Raw genomic sequence first — 15,778 nt, 5'->3', positions numbered from 1 at the left:
GCCACCGCCCGGCGAGCTGCCCGCCGCGCCGCTGTCACGCTCCGCCCTTGAAAGGACCAACGATGGCAACCCGAAACCGGAGCCGAACCGCTGTGCCGGAAAAGCGTTGGCGCATCTTGCTTTCCAGCACCGCGAGCCCCTCAGCGCTGTACTACCTGTCCCGACCCGCCCGCGACGAAGGCGCCCAGCGCTGGGCCGACCGCACGGGAGAAACCGTCTACACCGAGCTGTGGGACGCCTCACACCCGCAGAACGAGCTGAACCAGGGCTGGGCATGCGACGGTGCGATCGGACCTAGCCGACGAATCTCCGGGCCTGCCTCCTGCGACTGTGGCCCTGCGGCGGCGGTGATCCGATGACCGCAACACGCGCTGCCGCAAGCTATCCCGGACATCTCAACACGCAGCAGCCGGTGTTGCCGCGGCCGGTGATCACCGCCTGTGAACAGGCGATGGGCGAGGTAGGCGGCGCCGAAATCCACCAGCGACCGACCGAGCCGTCGAAGCCCGGCTGTGAGGAAACCGGCCGCCGGGAGCGGGCATCATGACCACCGGGAACCCACGCCCGGTACGACAGGCTGTCACGTCGGCATCGACCTCGGTGCCGCAGCGCTGGACGCCGCTGACGGGCGCCCCACGGCTCACCGACTACGACATCGTGCTGGTGTCGATCTCGGGCGGGAAAGACTCTCAAGCCGCCCTCGACGTCGTCGCCCAATCAGCCCGTGCCGCAGGGATTCTCGGCCGTGTCCACACCGTCTACGCCGACCTCGGTCCCGCGATCTGGGCGGGCACCGCCCAACTCGCCGCCGACCACAGCGCCCACTACGGGCTGACCCACCACCACACCGCCCGCACCGCCGGGCCGGACCTGCTCGCCCGCATCGAAGAACGCCGCCGCTTCCCGGACGCTCAACGGCGTTGGTGCACCAGCGATTTCAAGACCGGCCCTATCCGGCGGGTACTCACCGAACTCGTCACCGAAGCACGCGCCGACGGAATCACCGACCGGCCGGTGCGCGTGCTCGAAGTCCTCGGCCTGCGCGCCGAGGAATCACAGCATCGCCGCGCCACCACCGTGCCCTACGCCCACGACACCAGCTACACCTGCCCCTGCCCGCCATGCCGCGCCCACCGCCAAGCCGGGCCACGCGTGCACGGCAGCTCCAACACCCGCCGCCACGTCGACCGCTGGCTGCCCTTGCACGCCTGGACCACCGCCCACGTCTGGGACTGCATCGACCGCGCCGGGACCGAACCGCACTGGGCGTATTCGGTGGGCATGCAACGCGTCTCCTGCGCCACCTGCATCCTCGCCTCCCGAGCCGACCTCGAGCGCGCCGCGCCCTACAACCCAATCGCGTTCGACCGCGCCGCAGCCATCGAACAACACATCGGCCATCAATTCCGGCTCCACCTGCCCATCACCGAAATCACCACCGGCGCGCACCGAAAGAATCCCTCGCCCATGACCTCTCAGCCCCTGGTGATCGTTATTGGAGGACGCACCGGTTCCTAGAAGCATCCCCCTGGCACGAACGAGTGTTTGGCCTGCTCGTGGGGCCGCTAACGGACGGCCAGCTGATCGTGCGAATTTGCGGGTAACTCCTGAATTCTACGAGTGGTTGCCGTAATCTGCCTGTTCGTGGCGGATTCCGATAGTCGGACGTTGACGCTTGTTCCTCCGCCACCCGGCGGGGAGCCAGCAGCGTCGGGGCTGATCGAGTCGGGGTTGGCCGACGTTGTGACGTTGCAGCGTCGACGCGAGGCTGGGATGTCGGCGGAGGATGAGGACGGTTTCTTCACCGACACCCTGGCCGAATACCAGTGGGCGCGCGATGCGGCCGGATTGTCCCCGCGCGGTGTGGATTTGGCGACCAAGCCGATCATCGAGATCTGCGACTTCTACGGCACGGTGCCGTGGCGGCTGAGCCCGCGCGAGCTGGACCACTACTTCGCCGGACCAGGCAAGCGCGCCGTGTCGACCGTGCGGCAGAAGCTGGGCCATATCGACGGGTTCTTCGCGTTCCTCGAGCAGCGCTACGCCGGTGAGATCGCGCGCCGCTTCGGCGCGGCGGTGGAGTCACCGGTCGATGAGTTCAACCGGCCGCATCACCGCGGAGATTTCGGGTTGCGGGTGCCGCCGTCACAGCGGGCGATGGCAGATTTCTTCGCGGTGTGGCGTGCGGATCTTCCGAACGCCCGCAAGTACGCCGTGGCCTGCCGCGACTATGTCATGACGAAGATTGCTTACCTGTCCGGTGTGCGGGCCGCCGAGTTGGTCGGTGTCCGGATCGGTGATGTCCATTGGGAACACGGCCAATGGGGCCGATTCCTGGTGAATGGCAAGGGCGCCAGGGGATCTGGGCCGCGTCAGCGCGAGGCGTATCTGTTCCAGCAAGGGCGTGCGCTGCTGTGGTGGTACATCGAGGAGATCCGCGGGGAGTTCGGCGACGAGGCCGATCACCCGCATGCTCCGCTGTGGCCCTCGGAGCGACTGCCCGAGGCCATCTCGGCGCTGAATCTGCCGATCGCGCCGGCCATCGTGCCCGCGACTTTCCGCCGCGCACTACACGCAGCGGCGGCAAGCTACCTGTCAGGGCCGGTCACCGACCTGTTTCCGCACCTGCTGCGCCACGCGTGCGCGACCCACAACTACGAGCGAGGCATGTCGTTGTGGGAGATCCAGAAACTACTCGGCCACGAATGGGCCACCACCACACTTCGGTATATGGCCACCGCCCGCGCCGATCCCGAGTACGCCAATCTCGCCGCCAGTGACCGCGCTGCCCAACGACTGATCATGGACAAGGGGAATTTGCGATGAAGTGGAATCTACGCATGGTCGCCGCCCAGCGGGATCTGTGGCGGCCGACGCAAGTTCTGGCTGCGTTCACCGAGGTCGGCTTCACGCCGTCGCTGAGCAAGGTCGCCGCGATGTGGTCGGGCACCCCGGTCACGATCCGCCTCGATGACCTGGACTTGATCTGCGCCGCGCTCAACTGCACTGTCGGTGATCTGCTCACCGCCGAGCCGGTCGCAGCCCAGGCCCCGGCCGAGCAGCCGCATGCGGTCGGAGAGCCGAAGGCGGCCTCACCGGTGCGCCCGACCGCGCGCAAGCGGTCCGGGGGCCGGTCGACGCCGCCGAACTGAGCACGAGACCGCGATGGGGATTCGTCGAACCGGCCAATGCTCGCAATGTCTTGGTTGGGGCGCGGTCGATGGCGCGACGTGCTCGGCCTGTGGGTCGTGGCGCCGTCATCACCCCGAGGTGGACGTCTGTGTTCGGTGCCGTCATCAGGCCCACGTCGGCGCCGAACTCTTGTGCCGGAGTTGCCTGCTGGCGCTGCGGTGGGAGGTCGATGCCGACTGGGTCACCGACCCGGACGCTGCCGCACCGCGCCCGCGTCAGCTGATATTGCTGCTGACGGGATTGCCGAAGCACTCAGCGATCGCGAAGCCACTGCGGAAGGCGTTGCAGCACAGAACAGTTGGTGCCAGGCAGCGGTGGGGTTGGATAGAACGTGACCGCGCCGTCAACTCGACAGCCGTGCGCGACGACCCACGTGTGTGCCCACCGGCATCACCGGGGCAGCTGGCACTGTTCTCGCCGCGGCGGACGCTGCTGCTGAAGATCGTGGCGCGAATCCTGCACCGTCCGATCGAGGGCTACGACCAAACCGTGCCGTTCGCGCAGGAATACGCCGCCGAGCACCGCTACAGCCGGCCGTGGTTGCGGCAGTGCCAGCAGATGATCCGGCTCGCGCTCGCGGTCCGCGACGCCGACGGCCGCACGCTGGCGCACCCGAGCGCCCTCGCCGATCTCCAGTACTACCGCGACGCCGTCGCCGAGATCCTGGACCGCTCCGGCCAACTGGACACCGCACCCTCGCAGGCGCGCAGCGCGCACGAACCCACTCGGGCACGGCAGCCGCAGGAGCCGACGCCGCGGGCCTGCCGGGACTGTCACGCCTGGTTCGCCGCAGTCACCGCCGCCCGCTGCCGAGGGTGTCGCCGCTGGCGCAACAACCCCGATCGCGTGATCGGCACCTGCCGCCGCTGCGGGCGCGCCGAACTGCCACTGAGCACCGAGGCCCCCGCGTATTGCCGAGCCTGCACCACCCATGTCGCCGTGCACGGTTCCGAGGTCGCAGACGCAACGATTCAGTTGTGGTTGGGTCTGCGCCCGGCCGGCGCGCTCGAGCCGCATGGCCCGGTCCGTGACCTGATCACCGCCTCCACGACGGCCGACGGACCGGTGTCACCCCACATCGTCGACCCTGCCCAGGGGCAGCTGCTGGATGTTCGACGGGATTGGATAGTCCTCGCGCACCTGAGCGAACATGACCTTCCCGCCCTCACCCCGTCAGCCGCTGCGCTGTTGGAACAGTTGATCGAGCGGGCACACCAGCAGCACTGGAGCAAGTATTCGACACAGAAAGCGGTCTGGACGTTACGTCTGCTGCTGTCGTGGATCGGTGCCGACGCACCCATCTATGAACACGATCTCCGAAATCTGTTCGCGGTGAACCGAACTCGATTCACTGTCCGGCGTGTCCTGCATTTCCTGGAGTCGTGCGAGCGCCTGGTCCCGGACCCCGGCTACCGGCGCGACACCGACGAACTGGCGATCGAGGCGATGCTGGAGCGGCTGCCGCAGGCCTTGGCCGCCGAGTTACGCACCTGGATCATCGTTGCCCGAGGTCAGGGACGTCGTCGCCACCGTCCACGCAGTTTCCACAGTATCCGCCGCTACCTGCACATCATCGCCCCCGTCCTCGAGGAGTGGACTCCTCGCGTCAGCAGCCTCCGCGAGATCACCCGAGGCGACATCACCGCGGCCATCGCGACACGGAAAGGCAACGCGGCCAGAGCAATTCACATCGTTTTGCGCAATGTCTTCCGTGCGCTGCGTCAGGAACGGGTCATCTTCCGGGATCCGACCCGCGGCCTGATATTCCCTGGCACCGTCATACTGCCCAAGGCCGTCCCTTCCGATCGGCTCAGCGGCCTGCTGGACCAAACAGACGGCAACTTCGGGCGGTTGGTGATCGCGCTGGTCGGAATCCATGCCCTATCGGGCACCGACATCCGCGGGCTACTGCTGGCCGATCTGGACTTGTCCGCCGGGCGGCTTGTGGTGCGGCGCCGCACCAGCCGACACATCGTGTGGCTCGACACCACCACTCACCAACTCGCCGCGAACTGGCTGTTCGAACGGCATCGACGATGGCCGGTCTCTGTGAATCCGCACCTGCTGATCAATCAGCAGACCGCGCTGCACGCCCACCACCCCCGCATCGGCCTGGCCGCAATGCAGGCCGCCTTCGCCGCCCAGGGACTGAGCATGCAGCAGGTCCGCCAAGACCGGATACTCGACGAAGCCCGCCACAGCGCCGACCCTCTGCACCTGACCCGCCAGTTCGGCATCAGCAACGACACCGCGATGCGCTACACCACCGCTGCCCACCCCGAACGCACATCGGCGCTGCCACGTTGATCCGGACAACCAGGCAGGGGCTGCGCCGCTACCAGGGCGACAGCGATCCGGCCGCGCGGCGGCGGTCGGATCGCTAAGATCAGGCGTGCTCGGTGACAGTATTTTTCACACCCTTCGGGGAAATCCTATCAAGGGGTTGGGACCATGCAGGTAAACGATAAAGAGCGGCTCGATCGAATCGCCGAGCTGTCACGCATTTTGGATGCTCAAAATCGTGGCAAGCCTCAACACGACATGAAATTGGTGAACGAGTGTGTTACTGAACTTGAAACGTTGAATGCTCACTCATGGGCAGGACACTATCGAACGCTGCTCGAGCAAACATGACCGGATGAAAGTTGATATCGGTATCCTCGGTCAGCACGTGGTCGGGGTACCCAGTGCTCGACCTCGACCACCGTCAGCGTGACGGGATACCGGTCTACCAGCGCTCACGCACAGGCACGGCCGGGCACGCGTGAGGATCGTTGGGGCCAGATGCTCGTGTGTTCGAACTACGGCGATAGTCGCGTTCGAACACCGCGAGCGCCAGATACCCGAACCCGGTGAAGAACCCCAGCGCCCCGGCCAGGAACAGTGCCCACATTCCGATACTCACAATTCGCGGTTCCTTCGTCGGTTTCGTCGTGGCAGGGAACACCGGCGGTCACGATGTGCATTCCCCCTGGGCGGAGTCAAGGATCTATCGCCCGGCACTTTTCACCGGTGATGTTGTCGTTTCAACGCCGATTATGTCCTGTGATGGTGAGGCCTGGCTGTAGACCTCACCACCGACACGACAGCGGAGGCTTGGGCGGCCGGCCGCTCCCCGCGGTCGTCCACGGGCAGCGCCGAGCCTAGAACCACACCCCTGCCCGCAGAGTCGGCTTGGCCGAACCGTTACCGACACGACGCGGTCCGCTCCTTCGCACCCCGGACGCTCGGTGAACTCGGGGGGTTCGATCACCAGCAGGTCTCACTCGGTGGTGGGCCCGCTGGAAGGCAGATCGGGCGATGGGCCCGGACGCTGGGGCAGCTTCGCGCCCGGCTCGCGCAGATACCACGCCATAAACGCGTTCAGCGCCTTCGCGCGATCGGTCCCGTTGTCCATTGTCGCCGTCTCGAACCGCGTCCATCTGTCCTCGTCGACCCGCACCGAGCGGTGCTGTGTCTTCGGCTGGTTCGGCATCGCTCCACATCCTAGGTGTACGTACAGCACGAGAGTAGCAACCCCTTGTGGTGTACGTACACCTATTGTTAGGGTGTACGTACACCTAGGCCGGAATTGCAGGAATTGACAAGGAGATTGGCCGGATGACTACACAGAATCACTCCGCCGCACGCGTCGCTACCAGCGTCGTCACGGAAACCGGTGACGCGCGGATCACCGAAGCGAAGTTCCGCGCCAAGGCACCTCAGCGGTTCGCCTGGCATCGAGATCCTGGAGATCACCCGATTCGACGGCGGCAGCTTCGAGCACCACACCTACGCCCTTGCTGCTGCACTCACCCGCACCAACAGCGCCTTCAGCAACCACACCCTGATCTACCGGGACGACAAGGACGACTTCCTGCTCGAGCGCGGCCACTACGACTTCCCGACCCGCACCGCCGCCGAGAAAGACGCTCACGTCCGCAACCTGGTCTGACCAGAGGTTGCCGCAGTCCGTTCGCTGCCCCCAGCAAAGGAACCATGAATTATGAATGATGTCGTATTCACTCAGGACACCTGCGATCTCATCGAGGTCCCTGAGCTTCGCGGCGCCCACGGCTACTGGCGCAAACGTGAATGGTTCAGCGCCTACGACAAGCGGACAAACCAGCTCCTCGAAGGCTGGACCGTTTGCCGCCTCGACAATCCGAACGAAACGATCGTCAACGGCCCCAGCGGAATCATTGCACCCGTAGCCGACCTGCAAGTCGCTGCCGAATACATCAGCGAGCAGCGCCCCCGGTGACCCCGTATCCGGCGGAAGGCGAAAGGAAGACGGCCCGCAACTTGGTCGAACCCGGCCTGGCTACCAATACAGTGGCGAGAAGTAGGCACGGGTTCGGGCATCTGACCCTCCGAGAATTTCGGAACCCGCGCGCTTTGGCTTGTAGCTCGAGCAAACTATCCACCCGCGCACCGGCCGCACGCCTCTACACCGGCCGAATGACTCGCCTGGCGCTGCGCGCCGCACACCAGATCACCACACCTGAGCGGGTGAGAATCCTGTCCGGCCGGCACGGACTGCTCGACCCAGCCACCGAGATCGCCCCCTACAACCAGCGCATCGACGCCCCCGGCGCGATCACCGTCGACCAACTCCGCGACCAGGCCCGCCAACTCGCCCTGCCCGAGCGCACCCCGGTCATCGTGCTCGCCGGAAACACCTACGCCCACATCGCCCGCCAGATCTGGGCCGACGCCATCACCCCGCTCACCGGCACCCGCGGCCTCGGCGAGCAGTACCAACGCCTCAACCAGATCGCCACCAGCACCGCCACCACCACCACCATCGCCGCCGCCTCTACTGCCGCCGCCACCGACACCGACCGCGGGCGTGCGCGGTGAGCACCGTAGTCCAGCGCTGGCGCGACACCTACTCGGCCTCGACCGCGCTGCTGGGAACCGATCGACTTCTATCCGAAACACTCAGTGCAGGAGACGATCTCGTGCCTCTCTACCTCCCCGCTCCCGAACCTCCACCCGCCCGACCCGACGGGCAGGGCTGGAACCGGCTCACACTCGGCGCCCACTACGGCGCCCTCGCCGCCCAGTGCGCGCTGCGGCCGCGCCGCTACCCCGCCCTGCACGACACCATGCGTGACACCCGCATCGCGCAGTGGGGGCCCTACAACCCGTGCATCCGGCCCCGCCGATGGGGCCAGCACGACGGCCCGGACTGCCAGACCTGCCCGATTCTCACCGCCCCGACGAGAACCCTGCACACAGACTCTGACCGCGTCCTCGTCCGTGTCACCACCCGACTCATCGGCCAAGGCCTGCGCACCCAAGGCGAAGACACCCCGCACCTCGTCGAGGACCCGGCCACCGGTCTGCACGGCCCGCACGCCACCTGGACCTGGGACGAGCTCGCCCGCCTACGCGGATGGCGCATCGGCCGAGCCCACCACGACCACCACGGCCCCGGATTCTGGCTCGAACGCGACCCCGACGCCCTGCCGTGACCGCCACAACGACCCGCCGCTGCAACTCCCACCAACCCATCCGCACAACCACCAGGAGGAACCCCGATGACCGATCTGCCCCGCACCACCAAGGGCGGCCGAATCTATTTGCGCCGCTTCGCTGCCCAGGACGTTCACGTCTACCGCACCCCTGACAAACCGGGTAACGGCGTCTCCCGAACCCACCTCGACCGGCTCATCGACGACGCCCTGGTCACCCTCGACGACACGACGCCCGAAGGCCAGCTCATCCGGGTCACCGAACTCGGAAAGCAGGTACTCCACGCCCACCCCACCGACTGAATCCAGGAGCGCCACAATGCAATACCCCCCTGACACCGGCGGTGGGCTCAGCGCCCGCTGCCTACGCTGCGAGGCGACCTACACTCTGCGCCTGCCCCGCCACGACAAGATCGCCAACCACCGCTGCGACTGCGGCAGCTGGCTCTACAACGGCCGGCCCGGACCCAACCGCGGCCGCTTCCTGTGTCCGGTCACCGGCGAGGTCGTCACCCTCGGCCAGACCGGGATTCGACTCGACCAGGCCTACCGGCTCGTGTTCCGGCCCGGCCGAGTCGCTATCGGCACCCCGCACGAGCAACTCGTCAGCGCGCCCTACAACTACATGCAGGAAACACTCGACCGCCTCGCCGGGACCATCCTCGGCCCTGGCGCCGTGGTCGACCGCGACTACGACCCGTATCTCTACGACCATCTCCCCGAACCCCAACGCTCACAACGCATCGGTCCCGGCCTCGCTCTCGCTCTCGCACCCGTCGCGACCGGAACCGTCATCGAGCAGTTCGTGAACAGCCCGCTGACCTACGGAAGATGCATCGCATGCCGTGGCCGGGTCCTCGACCTGCCCATCAACCACGTCTCCACCGAGCACTGGGTGCCCTGGCGCCGAGTCGTCGTGCGCAAACGCCACGGCGCCACCACCGTCACCCCGGTCGACCAAGGACCCCACCCCGCCGACAGCCTCGCCTGCACCCACTGCGCACCCCGGCCTCGATGAGTGCCGATGGCCGCCGCCATCCATCGGCCGGCACGAACCAAGGGGCAGCAGGCATTCCTCCAGGGGCTGCCGTCGGCCCCTCCGTATCAGGGGCGCCCCGATACGCCTCCGCAGGCACGACTTCGTTTACAACTTTGCAAGAGGGTATAGTCAGTGTCGAATGCGGGAGACAAGAGCTGCCGCGAAAACACATGGGAACGCCCCGGAGCCAAGATGCTCCGGGGCTTCTCTCTTCCCCGCCTGACGCATTCAACAATTCTTGCTCCGTGCGTGGTGCTCGACCACCACACGATTCACGCGAACTGTCATGATTCCGAGCAGCTTTCGACTGCGCTCGCTCTCGACAGCGGCGCTCGAACGGACCTCTGCCCGCCTGCGCTGGGTTGGTGCTAGCGTTCGGGGGGTGGAGCATGAGGTGCACGAGCTTAAGGAGCTGGAGTCCGGGGAATGGCACATATTCTGCGTATGTGGCAGGAACTTTATCCGGCAGACTGCAAAGTTGGCCCGACGCCGTTTGAAGAAACACATCGCGAACGTCACCGCAAAACCTAAAGCTGCATGCCCTACTCCGGACAAGCCGTCCTACCAAACCAAAGAAGCCGCAAACGCGGCAATTCGCAAAGTATGGCAGAGCCGTGGTCACGGACCATCTCGAGCATATGAATGCCCCTGCGGTAAATTCCACACGACCGGTTCCAGCAAGTATCAGCGAAGAAATTCGGGATAGAACTCTCAGACCCTCGGTGTGCTTCACAACGCCACCAATCAGACCGCCACAGTCACGAGCGTGGCCATCAAGAGCCGCCTCTCGGCTCATGGCCACCACCGACACGACGTGGCTGGCCACCGGGATAGATAGGCGAAATCACTGTCCCGACTGCGCGCTGCACCGCCTCGATGCGTGCCGCATATACGAACATTCGGCAGTGGCACCTACGCTCTTCCCATGTCGAACTCGGACGGGCTCGCCCAACGCACGGCGGTCCGTGCTGCGCGCGAAGTCGCCGCCCGATTCCACAACACACCGGGGATGCGAGAGCTCCAGCGGCAACTGCAATCTGCGGCGATGCGAGAAGCGGTGAGCCCGACACGTCCTCTCTTCGACCAGGCCACCACAGCCCGCATCGTCCGCTACGGCCAGGTCCACCTGCCCCAGCTGACCGGGCTCACCCATCTCGGCGAGGTCCACGGTCTCGCCGTCCTTGCCCGCGTCACCCAGTACGCCACTGCCCCGAACTGGGACGCCCCAGTACAGCGAGCGATGCGCCACAGCGGGTTTCCCGGGATGCCGAGCACACAGACTCTGCTCGGCCTCGACCGAATCCGCACGGTCTTCGACAACGTCATCACCCGCCGCCGCGGTGAAGCCGGATGGTGGCTAGCCGACAACATCGACCCGTTCCAGCCATCTCAGGTAACCGGCCTCCACGACAAGCTCCCCACCGACCGCTGCTACTGCCTCTCGGCCGACGAGCACCTCGCCGAGTTCGTGAAAGCCGTACTGCACCACAGCCATCGACGCCTTTCCGAGCCGCCGGGCAGACTCGTCACCGCACGCGGCCACCTCACCCGCGGCCCCAACACCCACTGGTCGACCCAACATTCATGTCGACCAGTGGGACTCGTGCGCGCTTAGAACCGACGCACGCGGTCTCGCGATCCTTCAATCGGAGACCTCCGTGTACTTTTCCATCGCTATGCTCCTGGCCACCGGGCCCGGCATCAGCGCTATAACCCTCGCGGCGCTGCTGGTGCCCATCCTCACCATCACCGGACTGGTGGCCGCGGCCGCCATGATCGCGCTTCTCGGCGACCAGAAACGCAGCGCCCGAGCGCGGCTGATTCTGGGTGATCTCCTCGACGCGTTGCGTCGAGGCGGGCGGGGTGGCCAGCGATGAGCACCAACAGAAAAAGGGGTCGGCCGATGCTGTGCCCTCGCCCCGTGTTGCGCCGCGTTGTGACCATGCGGCACAACGGCATGACCTACGACGCCATCAGCACCGCGCTCAACACCAAGGGCATCACAACACCGGCTGGCCGGCCCAGGTGGCAACGCAGCCACGTGTGGCGCCTCGTACGTACCGCCGAGGCTGAACAACTGCTCGGCAGGCTGCGCGCAAAGTAGTACCCGAATACCAGCGTCGCGCTGCCAACACCACGTGAACAGGCCCGCCTCGGAAGTCCATGGGGCGGACCTGTTCACGTAGATGAGACACTCCCTCGCCTGCTCTTCCTGAACCCCAGCGCCTAACGCGCTCACCATCTTTCGCACCCCGCACTCCAGCCGATAGTCCGGGCACACCAGCGATAACGATTCGCCAGAACTTCACCGATTCCCAGGCAACTGGCCGATAGCCAGGAATAGGGTTCGCACATGAACGCCTTCTTCGGCCGCAGCGAACCCGGCCTTGCTGCGCACGTGGACGCGCTCACCGCGCTGCACTACCGCATCGGGTCGGTCCTGCTCGACCACGACGGCCAGTGGCAGACCGCCGCTGCCGATCTCGAACCCGACTGGAACACAGCCGAACCTGAATATCGTGCCGCACTGTTGCTGGGATTCGCATGGAGCAGCCGAACTTCCATACTCACCGAGGACGAATCGCCCGCCGGGCTCTACGCCGCCGAACTGCACGGGTATTCGCGCGAATTCAGCGGGACCGTCAACGACTTCCACGGCGAGCAGTACCCACTGCTGCCCTACCCCGGACCCGCCGGAGCGCTGGCAGCCTCGATCGCCTTCGACCGCGACGACACCGACATCAGCCTGCAAACCGCCCTGCTGCTGGCCAGCGCGGACGGACCCAACGTATTCCAAGGAGGCGACCCCGCCCCCGGGTGCCTGCACATCCCCACCGGACCGCACCCCACCGACCCCCACGCCCCCATCACCCTCTCGTTCCCCCTGCCCGACGACGCCTTCCCGCCGGACTGACGCGCGCGAATCCCGTTGTGTTCCAGACTTTTCCAAAGATTTCCCGTGTTGGCCGATGTTCCGCCGCCATCACTGCCTGCGGCTACGATCAACCCTCATGACCGACAGCGCCGCACCGCTGCGATACCGCGCCGGCTACGCCGACACAGATGGCTACACGCCGCTGGAACCGACCCACCTCACCGTCCCCGACGCACAGCAGGCATGCGAGGCACACCTCCACCGCGGACGCGCCGAACTCGGCGACCACGGCCCCCTCACCATCACCTGGCAGCACGACCTGCTCGCTGACGGCCCCCGATGGCAGATGCTCGTCGCCACACCGCGCCTGATCCGACCCGTGCACCTCGGATACGAGATCGTCGTGGCCGATAGCGCCCTGGATCCGGTCGGACCGACGGCGCCATCCGTGGCGACCGGATAGCACGCAGCTGCCGCGATGCCGGGAAGCCGTCGGAGACGCAGGTACGAACACACTTGAGCGGAAATTCTGTGGCTATGCGCAGCAGATCGGACGACGATCAATCCCATGAGCAAACCTTCCGCGTCCGGGCACGATTGCGACTGGCTCCCACCAGAACTCGAGGCCGTGGCACTTCGCCTCGCCCGCGCCGACGCTGCCGCCCTCGAGCTGGCCCGCCTGGTCAGCCGATGGTCAGCGCGCGGACCGCTGGGTTTGACGCAGATCGAACGAGTGCCTGGGTCCTTCGACATCGAGGTCACGGCGATCCGGCCGGTGCCGCCGCTGGTGGGCATGCTGTTCAGCGAAGCGGTCCATCACCTGCGCTCGGCGATGGAGAACACGCTCTACTTTCTGGTGGAGCAGGCGCGCGGGTCCTCACTGCCCGAGGACGAGGCCAAGCGCATCGAAATGCCGGTGCTCGCCGACGCGGCGGCGATGGCGCGATGGCATACAGATAAGGCGCGCAGAGTTCCAGAGCTGGGGGCGGCCACAGTTCTGGGTAGGCGCATCGCCAGCCTGCAGCCGCACTGCGATCCGAGCACGGTGCCCTCGATCGATACGAGACTGGCCGCCTTGATGGGGATCACGCCGGTCGTGGAGGCTCCGCTGGTGTTGCTGCAGCGGTATTCCAATGTCGACAAGCACCGTTCGATCCGGGTCGGTGTCGCGCGGTCGATGTTCAACATGGACAGCGCGCCGGCGGCCGCGCGCACGCGGCAGTTCGAGCCGATCGAGGTCGGGATGGTGCTGGAGACGGTGCCGAAAGGAACGCTCGAGTTCGCCGAGGCACAGACCGCGGTGGTGGTGGAACGGCCCGACGGCATGACGATGGTGGCACCCGCTGCGGAGTTGTCCCGGCTGCACCGGCATGTAGCCGAAGTGGTCATCCCGACGTTGGTCAAAGGCGTTGCGCTGACACGCAGTCTGCCGCCGAGTATGGATCTCAGCGACACGGGTGAAACCGCACGCGAACGATTGCAGGCCGGCGCCTGGGACTACGCCCACGACCGGTTCGCCGACGAAGCTGCCGCCCTCTACGAGCAAGCAAGCCGGGAACCGGCGCTGTTCCTCGACACCCAATCGTGAACCGCGCTCCAGCGATTCGCGGCGTGTCGAGGCGTGCGTGACCGGGCTTTCCCACAGAATCTCCGATGGCCCGCAACGTGTGAGCGAACTCGTGCGGGGTGACACCGACACAACCTCACCGACCGGCACGAAGTAGGGGAGAGACCACGCCTTGGCGACCACTCGCGCAGCAGCGACACCGATGGATCCGCAACTGCAGCTACGCACGGCCATGGACACATTGACCGGCGCACGCACCACGCTTGCCACGCTGGCCCAGTCCGTCCAGGACGCGATGGCCGCGGTGTCGAAAGACATTCGCGACGCACAGCAGCGCCTGGACATGGCGCTCGCTATGGCGGATGGGGCAGGCGAGGTCGATCATCCGATCCCGGCGGCCACCGTTGAATTGGCCTCTCGGGTACAGATGCACGGCGTAGCCGCCACCAAATCCCTGGACGAAGTAGCCGCGGTCATCGCCGTCGCCGACGACACCGGCGCCTCGATCAACGCCGTCGCCAACCACGTCGGCCTCTCGCACTTCCTCGTCCGCAACATCATCCGAACCGCGAACAAGTACCGGGCACAAGATGCCGAGGCATCCCCCGCCGACGCCGAACTTCGGCGAGCAATGGCAGGCGTGATCGTTGCCGCGGGGCACAGTCCCCTCTCGATCAACGAAACCGCCGCCGCGCTGGCCGAATCCGACCGCCGCCGCGCCGCCGGACAACACCCCATCCCCTACACCAGCGAATACGGTTTACGCAGCATCCTCGCCGACATCATCGCCGCCGCCGACAGTTTGCGCCGCGCGGTACCCGAACCCGTCAAAAAGCCTCGCTCACGAACGAATCCGCAGCGCCGCCAAACCGCTCTGGCCAAGGTGGGATGAGCCTTCCCCACTGTCGTGGGGTTCGGGGCCTAGCCCGGCGGCCTGCGCGGCGGGCGGCCAGCAAACCGATCGCTTTCCGATTCGTCCGAGCCGTACGCTGCTGCGGTGACAACGAGAAGGGCTTGGAAAGAGACGTCGATGTGGGCCACCACCCGCGCCTTCGGCGAGTGGCGGGCGATCGACCGCGACTTGCGCGTCTTTCTCGATCTGACCTCGAAGGTGATGGACCAGCGGTTCGACGCGCTGTGGACCGAGATCGGCGAGCGCCCAGGTGATCCCGACGGACCCGAGATGATCGACATCTTCGACCAAGAAGTGCAGATTCAGCCCATCGACTATCACTGGATCCTCGGCGCGGCGGTTGTACGCGACGCGGTCACGGCATTCGAGGTGTACCTGGAGAAAGTCGGAGCCGAGCTCGGCCATACCTGGAACGTCGCGGCCCATAAGTCGCCGTTTTGGGACACGGTGGTCAAGTATTTCGCCACCGAACTGGGGCTCGATGTTGAACCGGCGCGAGTGAAAGAAATCCGCCGACTCCGCCACATCTTGGCTCACCAGCGCGGTGAACTACGCACCGCAGAGCTTCGTAAGAAGTTCGGCGCGTATCCCGACACCGCATGGGCGGGTCATCAGGCCGAACTCTCACCCGAGATGGTGACCCAAATACTCGATGATCTGGGCACTGTCGCGCGCCAAGTCGATTCCACGGTCTGGGCCTACTAGGCGGTTGGGCATGGCCTACACAGACCGG

At 66.1% G+C, this 15,778-nt stretch carries 21 protein-coding genes; 20 read left to right on the top strand and 1 reads right to left on the bottom strand.

The genetic code is table 11. The features are described from left to right. Nucleotides 1-62: 62 nt before the first annotated feature. From NA11_RS17410 to NA11_RS17385, 6 genes are all read left to right on the top strand, one after another. Nucleotides 63-359 (top strand): hypothetical protein, encoded by a 297-nt coding sequence (locus NA11_RS17410; protein WP_141717657.1) that lies wholly within the window; start codon nt 63-65, stop codon nt 357-359. Then, a complete protein-coding gene (locus tag NA11_RS17405) occupies nt 356-547 on the top strand; it encodes a hypothetical protein (protein ID WP_069162952.1) in 192 nt (63 codons plus the stop codon). Before NA11_RS17410 ends, NA11_RS17405 begins: the two co-directional genes overlap by 4 nt. Continuing rightward, nucleotides 544-1,518: a phosphoadenosine phosphosulfate reductase domain-containing protein gene (locus NA11_RS17400; protein ID WP_084654711.1), complete on the top strand. Its 975-nt coding sequence runs from the start codon at nt 544-546 to the stop codon at nt 1,516-1,518. Before NA11_RS17405 ends, NA11_RS17400 begins: the two co-directional genes overlap by 4 nt. 255 nt (nt 1,519-1,773) lie before the next feature. After that, complete coding sequence (locus NA11_RS17395) at nt 1,774-2,826, top strand: tyrosine-type recombinase/integrase (RefSeq protein ID WP_218023330.1); 1,053 nt, start codon at nt 1,774-1,776, stop codon at nt 2,824-2,826. Next, nucleotides 2,823-3,152 (top strand): helix-turn-helix domain-containing protein, encoded by a 330-nt coding sequence (locus tag NA11_RS17390; RefSeq protein WP_069162949.1) that lies wholly within the window; start codon nt 2,823-2,825, stop codon nt 3,150-3,152. Before NA11_RS17395 ends, NA11_RS17390 begins: the two co-directional genes overlap by 4 nt. Nucleotides 3,153-3,549: 397 nt before the next feature. Beyond that, a complete protein-coding gene (locus NA11_RS17385; RefSeq protein WP_141717656.1) occupies nt 3,550-5,499 on the top strand; it encodes a hypothetical protein in 1,950 nt (649 codons plus the stop codon). A gap of 955 nt (nt 5,500-6,454) precedes the next feature. Here NA11_RS17385 and NA11_RS17380 read toward each other — a convergent pair. Continuing rightward, nucleotides 6,455-6,667: a hypothetical protein gene (locus NA11_RS17380; RefSeq protein WP_069162948.1), complete on the bottom strand. Its 213-nt coding sequence runs from the start codon at nt 6,665-6,667 to the stop codon at nt 6,455-6,457. A 183-nt stretch (nt 6,668-6,850) separates the two neighbouring features. On the opposite strand from NA11_RS17380, the gene NA11_RS17375 reads away from it, so the two are divergent. From NA11_RS17375 to NA11_RS17315, 14 genes are all read left to right on the top strand, one after another. Next, a complete protein-coding gene (locus NA11_RS17375; RefSeq protein ID WP_069162947.1) occupies nt 6,851-7,126 on the top strand; it encodes a hypothetical protein in 276 nt (91 codons plus the stop codon). 51 nt (nt 7,127-7,177) lie between these two features. Further along, nucleotides 7,178-7,435 carry a hypothetical protein gene (locus tag NA11_RS17370; protein WP_069162946.1) on the top strand — a complete coding sequence of 86 codons (258 nt, stop codon included), beginning with the start codon at nt 7,178-7,180 and terminating at the stop codon, nt 7,433-7,435. Continuing rightward, complete coding sequence (locus NA11_RS44825) at nt 7,432-8,034, top strand: DUF6884 domain-containing protein (RefSeq protein WP_369691135.1); 603 nt, start codon at nt 7,432-7,434, stop codon at nt 8,032-8,034. The genes NA11_RS17370 and NA11_RS44825 overlap by 4 nt, the downstream gene beginning before the upstream one ends. A 101-nt stretch (nt 8,035-8,135) precedes the next feature. Continuing rightward, a complete protein-coding gene (locus NA11_RS17360; RefSeq protein ID WP_069162968.1) occupies nt 8,136-8,651 on the top strand; it encodes a hypothetical protein in 516 nt (171 codons plus the stop codon). Between the two features lie 66 nt (nt 8,652-8,717). Next, nucleotides 8,718-8,954 carry a hypothetical protein gene (locus NA11_RS17355; RefSeq protein ID WP_069162944.1) on the top strand — a complete coding sequence of 79 codons (237 nt, stop codon included), beginning with the start codon at nt 8,718-8,720 and terminating at the stop codon, nt 8,952-8,954. Between the two features lie 16 nt (nt 8,955-8,970). After that, nucleotides 8,971-9,669, top strand: a complete 699-nt coding sequence (locus NA11_RS17350; RefSeq protein ID WP_069162943.1) for a hypothetical protein — start codon at nt 8,971-8,973, stop codon at nt 9,667-9,669. Nucleotides 9,670-10,615: 946 nt separating this feature from the next. Then, nucleotides 10,616-11,305 (top strand): hypothetical protein, encoded by a 690-nt coding sequence (locus tag NA11_RS17345; protein ID WP_069162942.1) that lies wholly within the window; start codon nt 10,616-10,618, stop codon nt 11,303-11,305. Between the two features lie 43 nt (nt 11,306-11,348). Next, the gene (locus NA11_RS17340; protein ID WP_141717655.1) at nt 11,349-11,567 is read left to right on the top strand and encodes a hypothetical protein; all 219 of its coding nucleotides are present in this window, start codon (nt 11,349-11,351) and stop codon (nt 11,565-11,567) included. 44 nt (nt 11,568-11,611) lie between these two features. Continuing rightward, nucleotides 11,612-11,794 (top strand): recombinase family protein, encoded by a 183-nt coding sequence (locus NA11_RS43935; protein ID WP_167837663.1) that lies wholly within the window; start codon nt 11,612-11,614, stop codon nt 11,792-11,794. A gap of 249 nt (nt 11,795-12,043) precedes the next feature. Next, entirely contained in the window at nt 12,044-12,604 is a 561-nt protein-coding gene (locus NA11_RS17335; RefSeq protein ID WP_069162940.1) for a hypothetical protein, read from the top strand. Between the two features lie 97 nt (nt 12,605-12,701). After that, nucleotides 12,702-13,028 carry a hypothetical protein gene (locus tag NA11_RS17330; RefSeq protein ID WP_069162939.1) on the top strand — a complete coding sequence of 109 codons (327 nt, stop codon included), beginning with the start codon at nt 12,702-12,704 and terminating at the stop codon, nt 13,026-13,028. Between the two features lie 105 nt (nt 13,029-13,133). Continuing rightward, on the top strand, nt 13,134-14,153 hold the full coding sequence (locus NA11_RS17325; protein WP_069162938.1) for a hypothetical protein: 1,020 nt from the start codon (nt 13,134-13,136) through the stop codon (nt 14,151-14,153). A gap of 181 nt (nt 14,154-14,334) precedes the next feature. Beyond that, entirely contained in the window at nt 14,335-15,024 is a 690-nt protein-coding gene (locus tag NA11_RS17320; protein WP_069162937.1) for a hypothetical protein, read from the top strand. A gap of 105 nt (nt 15,025-15,129) precedes the next feature. After that, on the top strand, nt 15,130-15,750 hold the full coding sequence (locus NA11_RS17315) for a hypothetical protein (protein ID WP_141717654.1): 621 nt from the start codon (nt 15,130-15,132) through the stop codon (nt 15,748-15,750). Nucleotides 15,751-15,778 lie beyond the last annotated feature (28 nt).

This window comes from Nocardia altamirensis NBRC 108246 (assembly GCF_001612685.1).
In the GTDB taxonomy this organism is placed as follows: Bacteria; Actinomycetota; Actinomycetes; order Mycobacteriales; family Mycobacteriaceae; genus Nocardia; species Nocardia altamirensis.
This window is presented reverse-complemented; position numbering and strand designations above follow the sequence as displayed.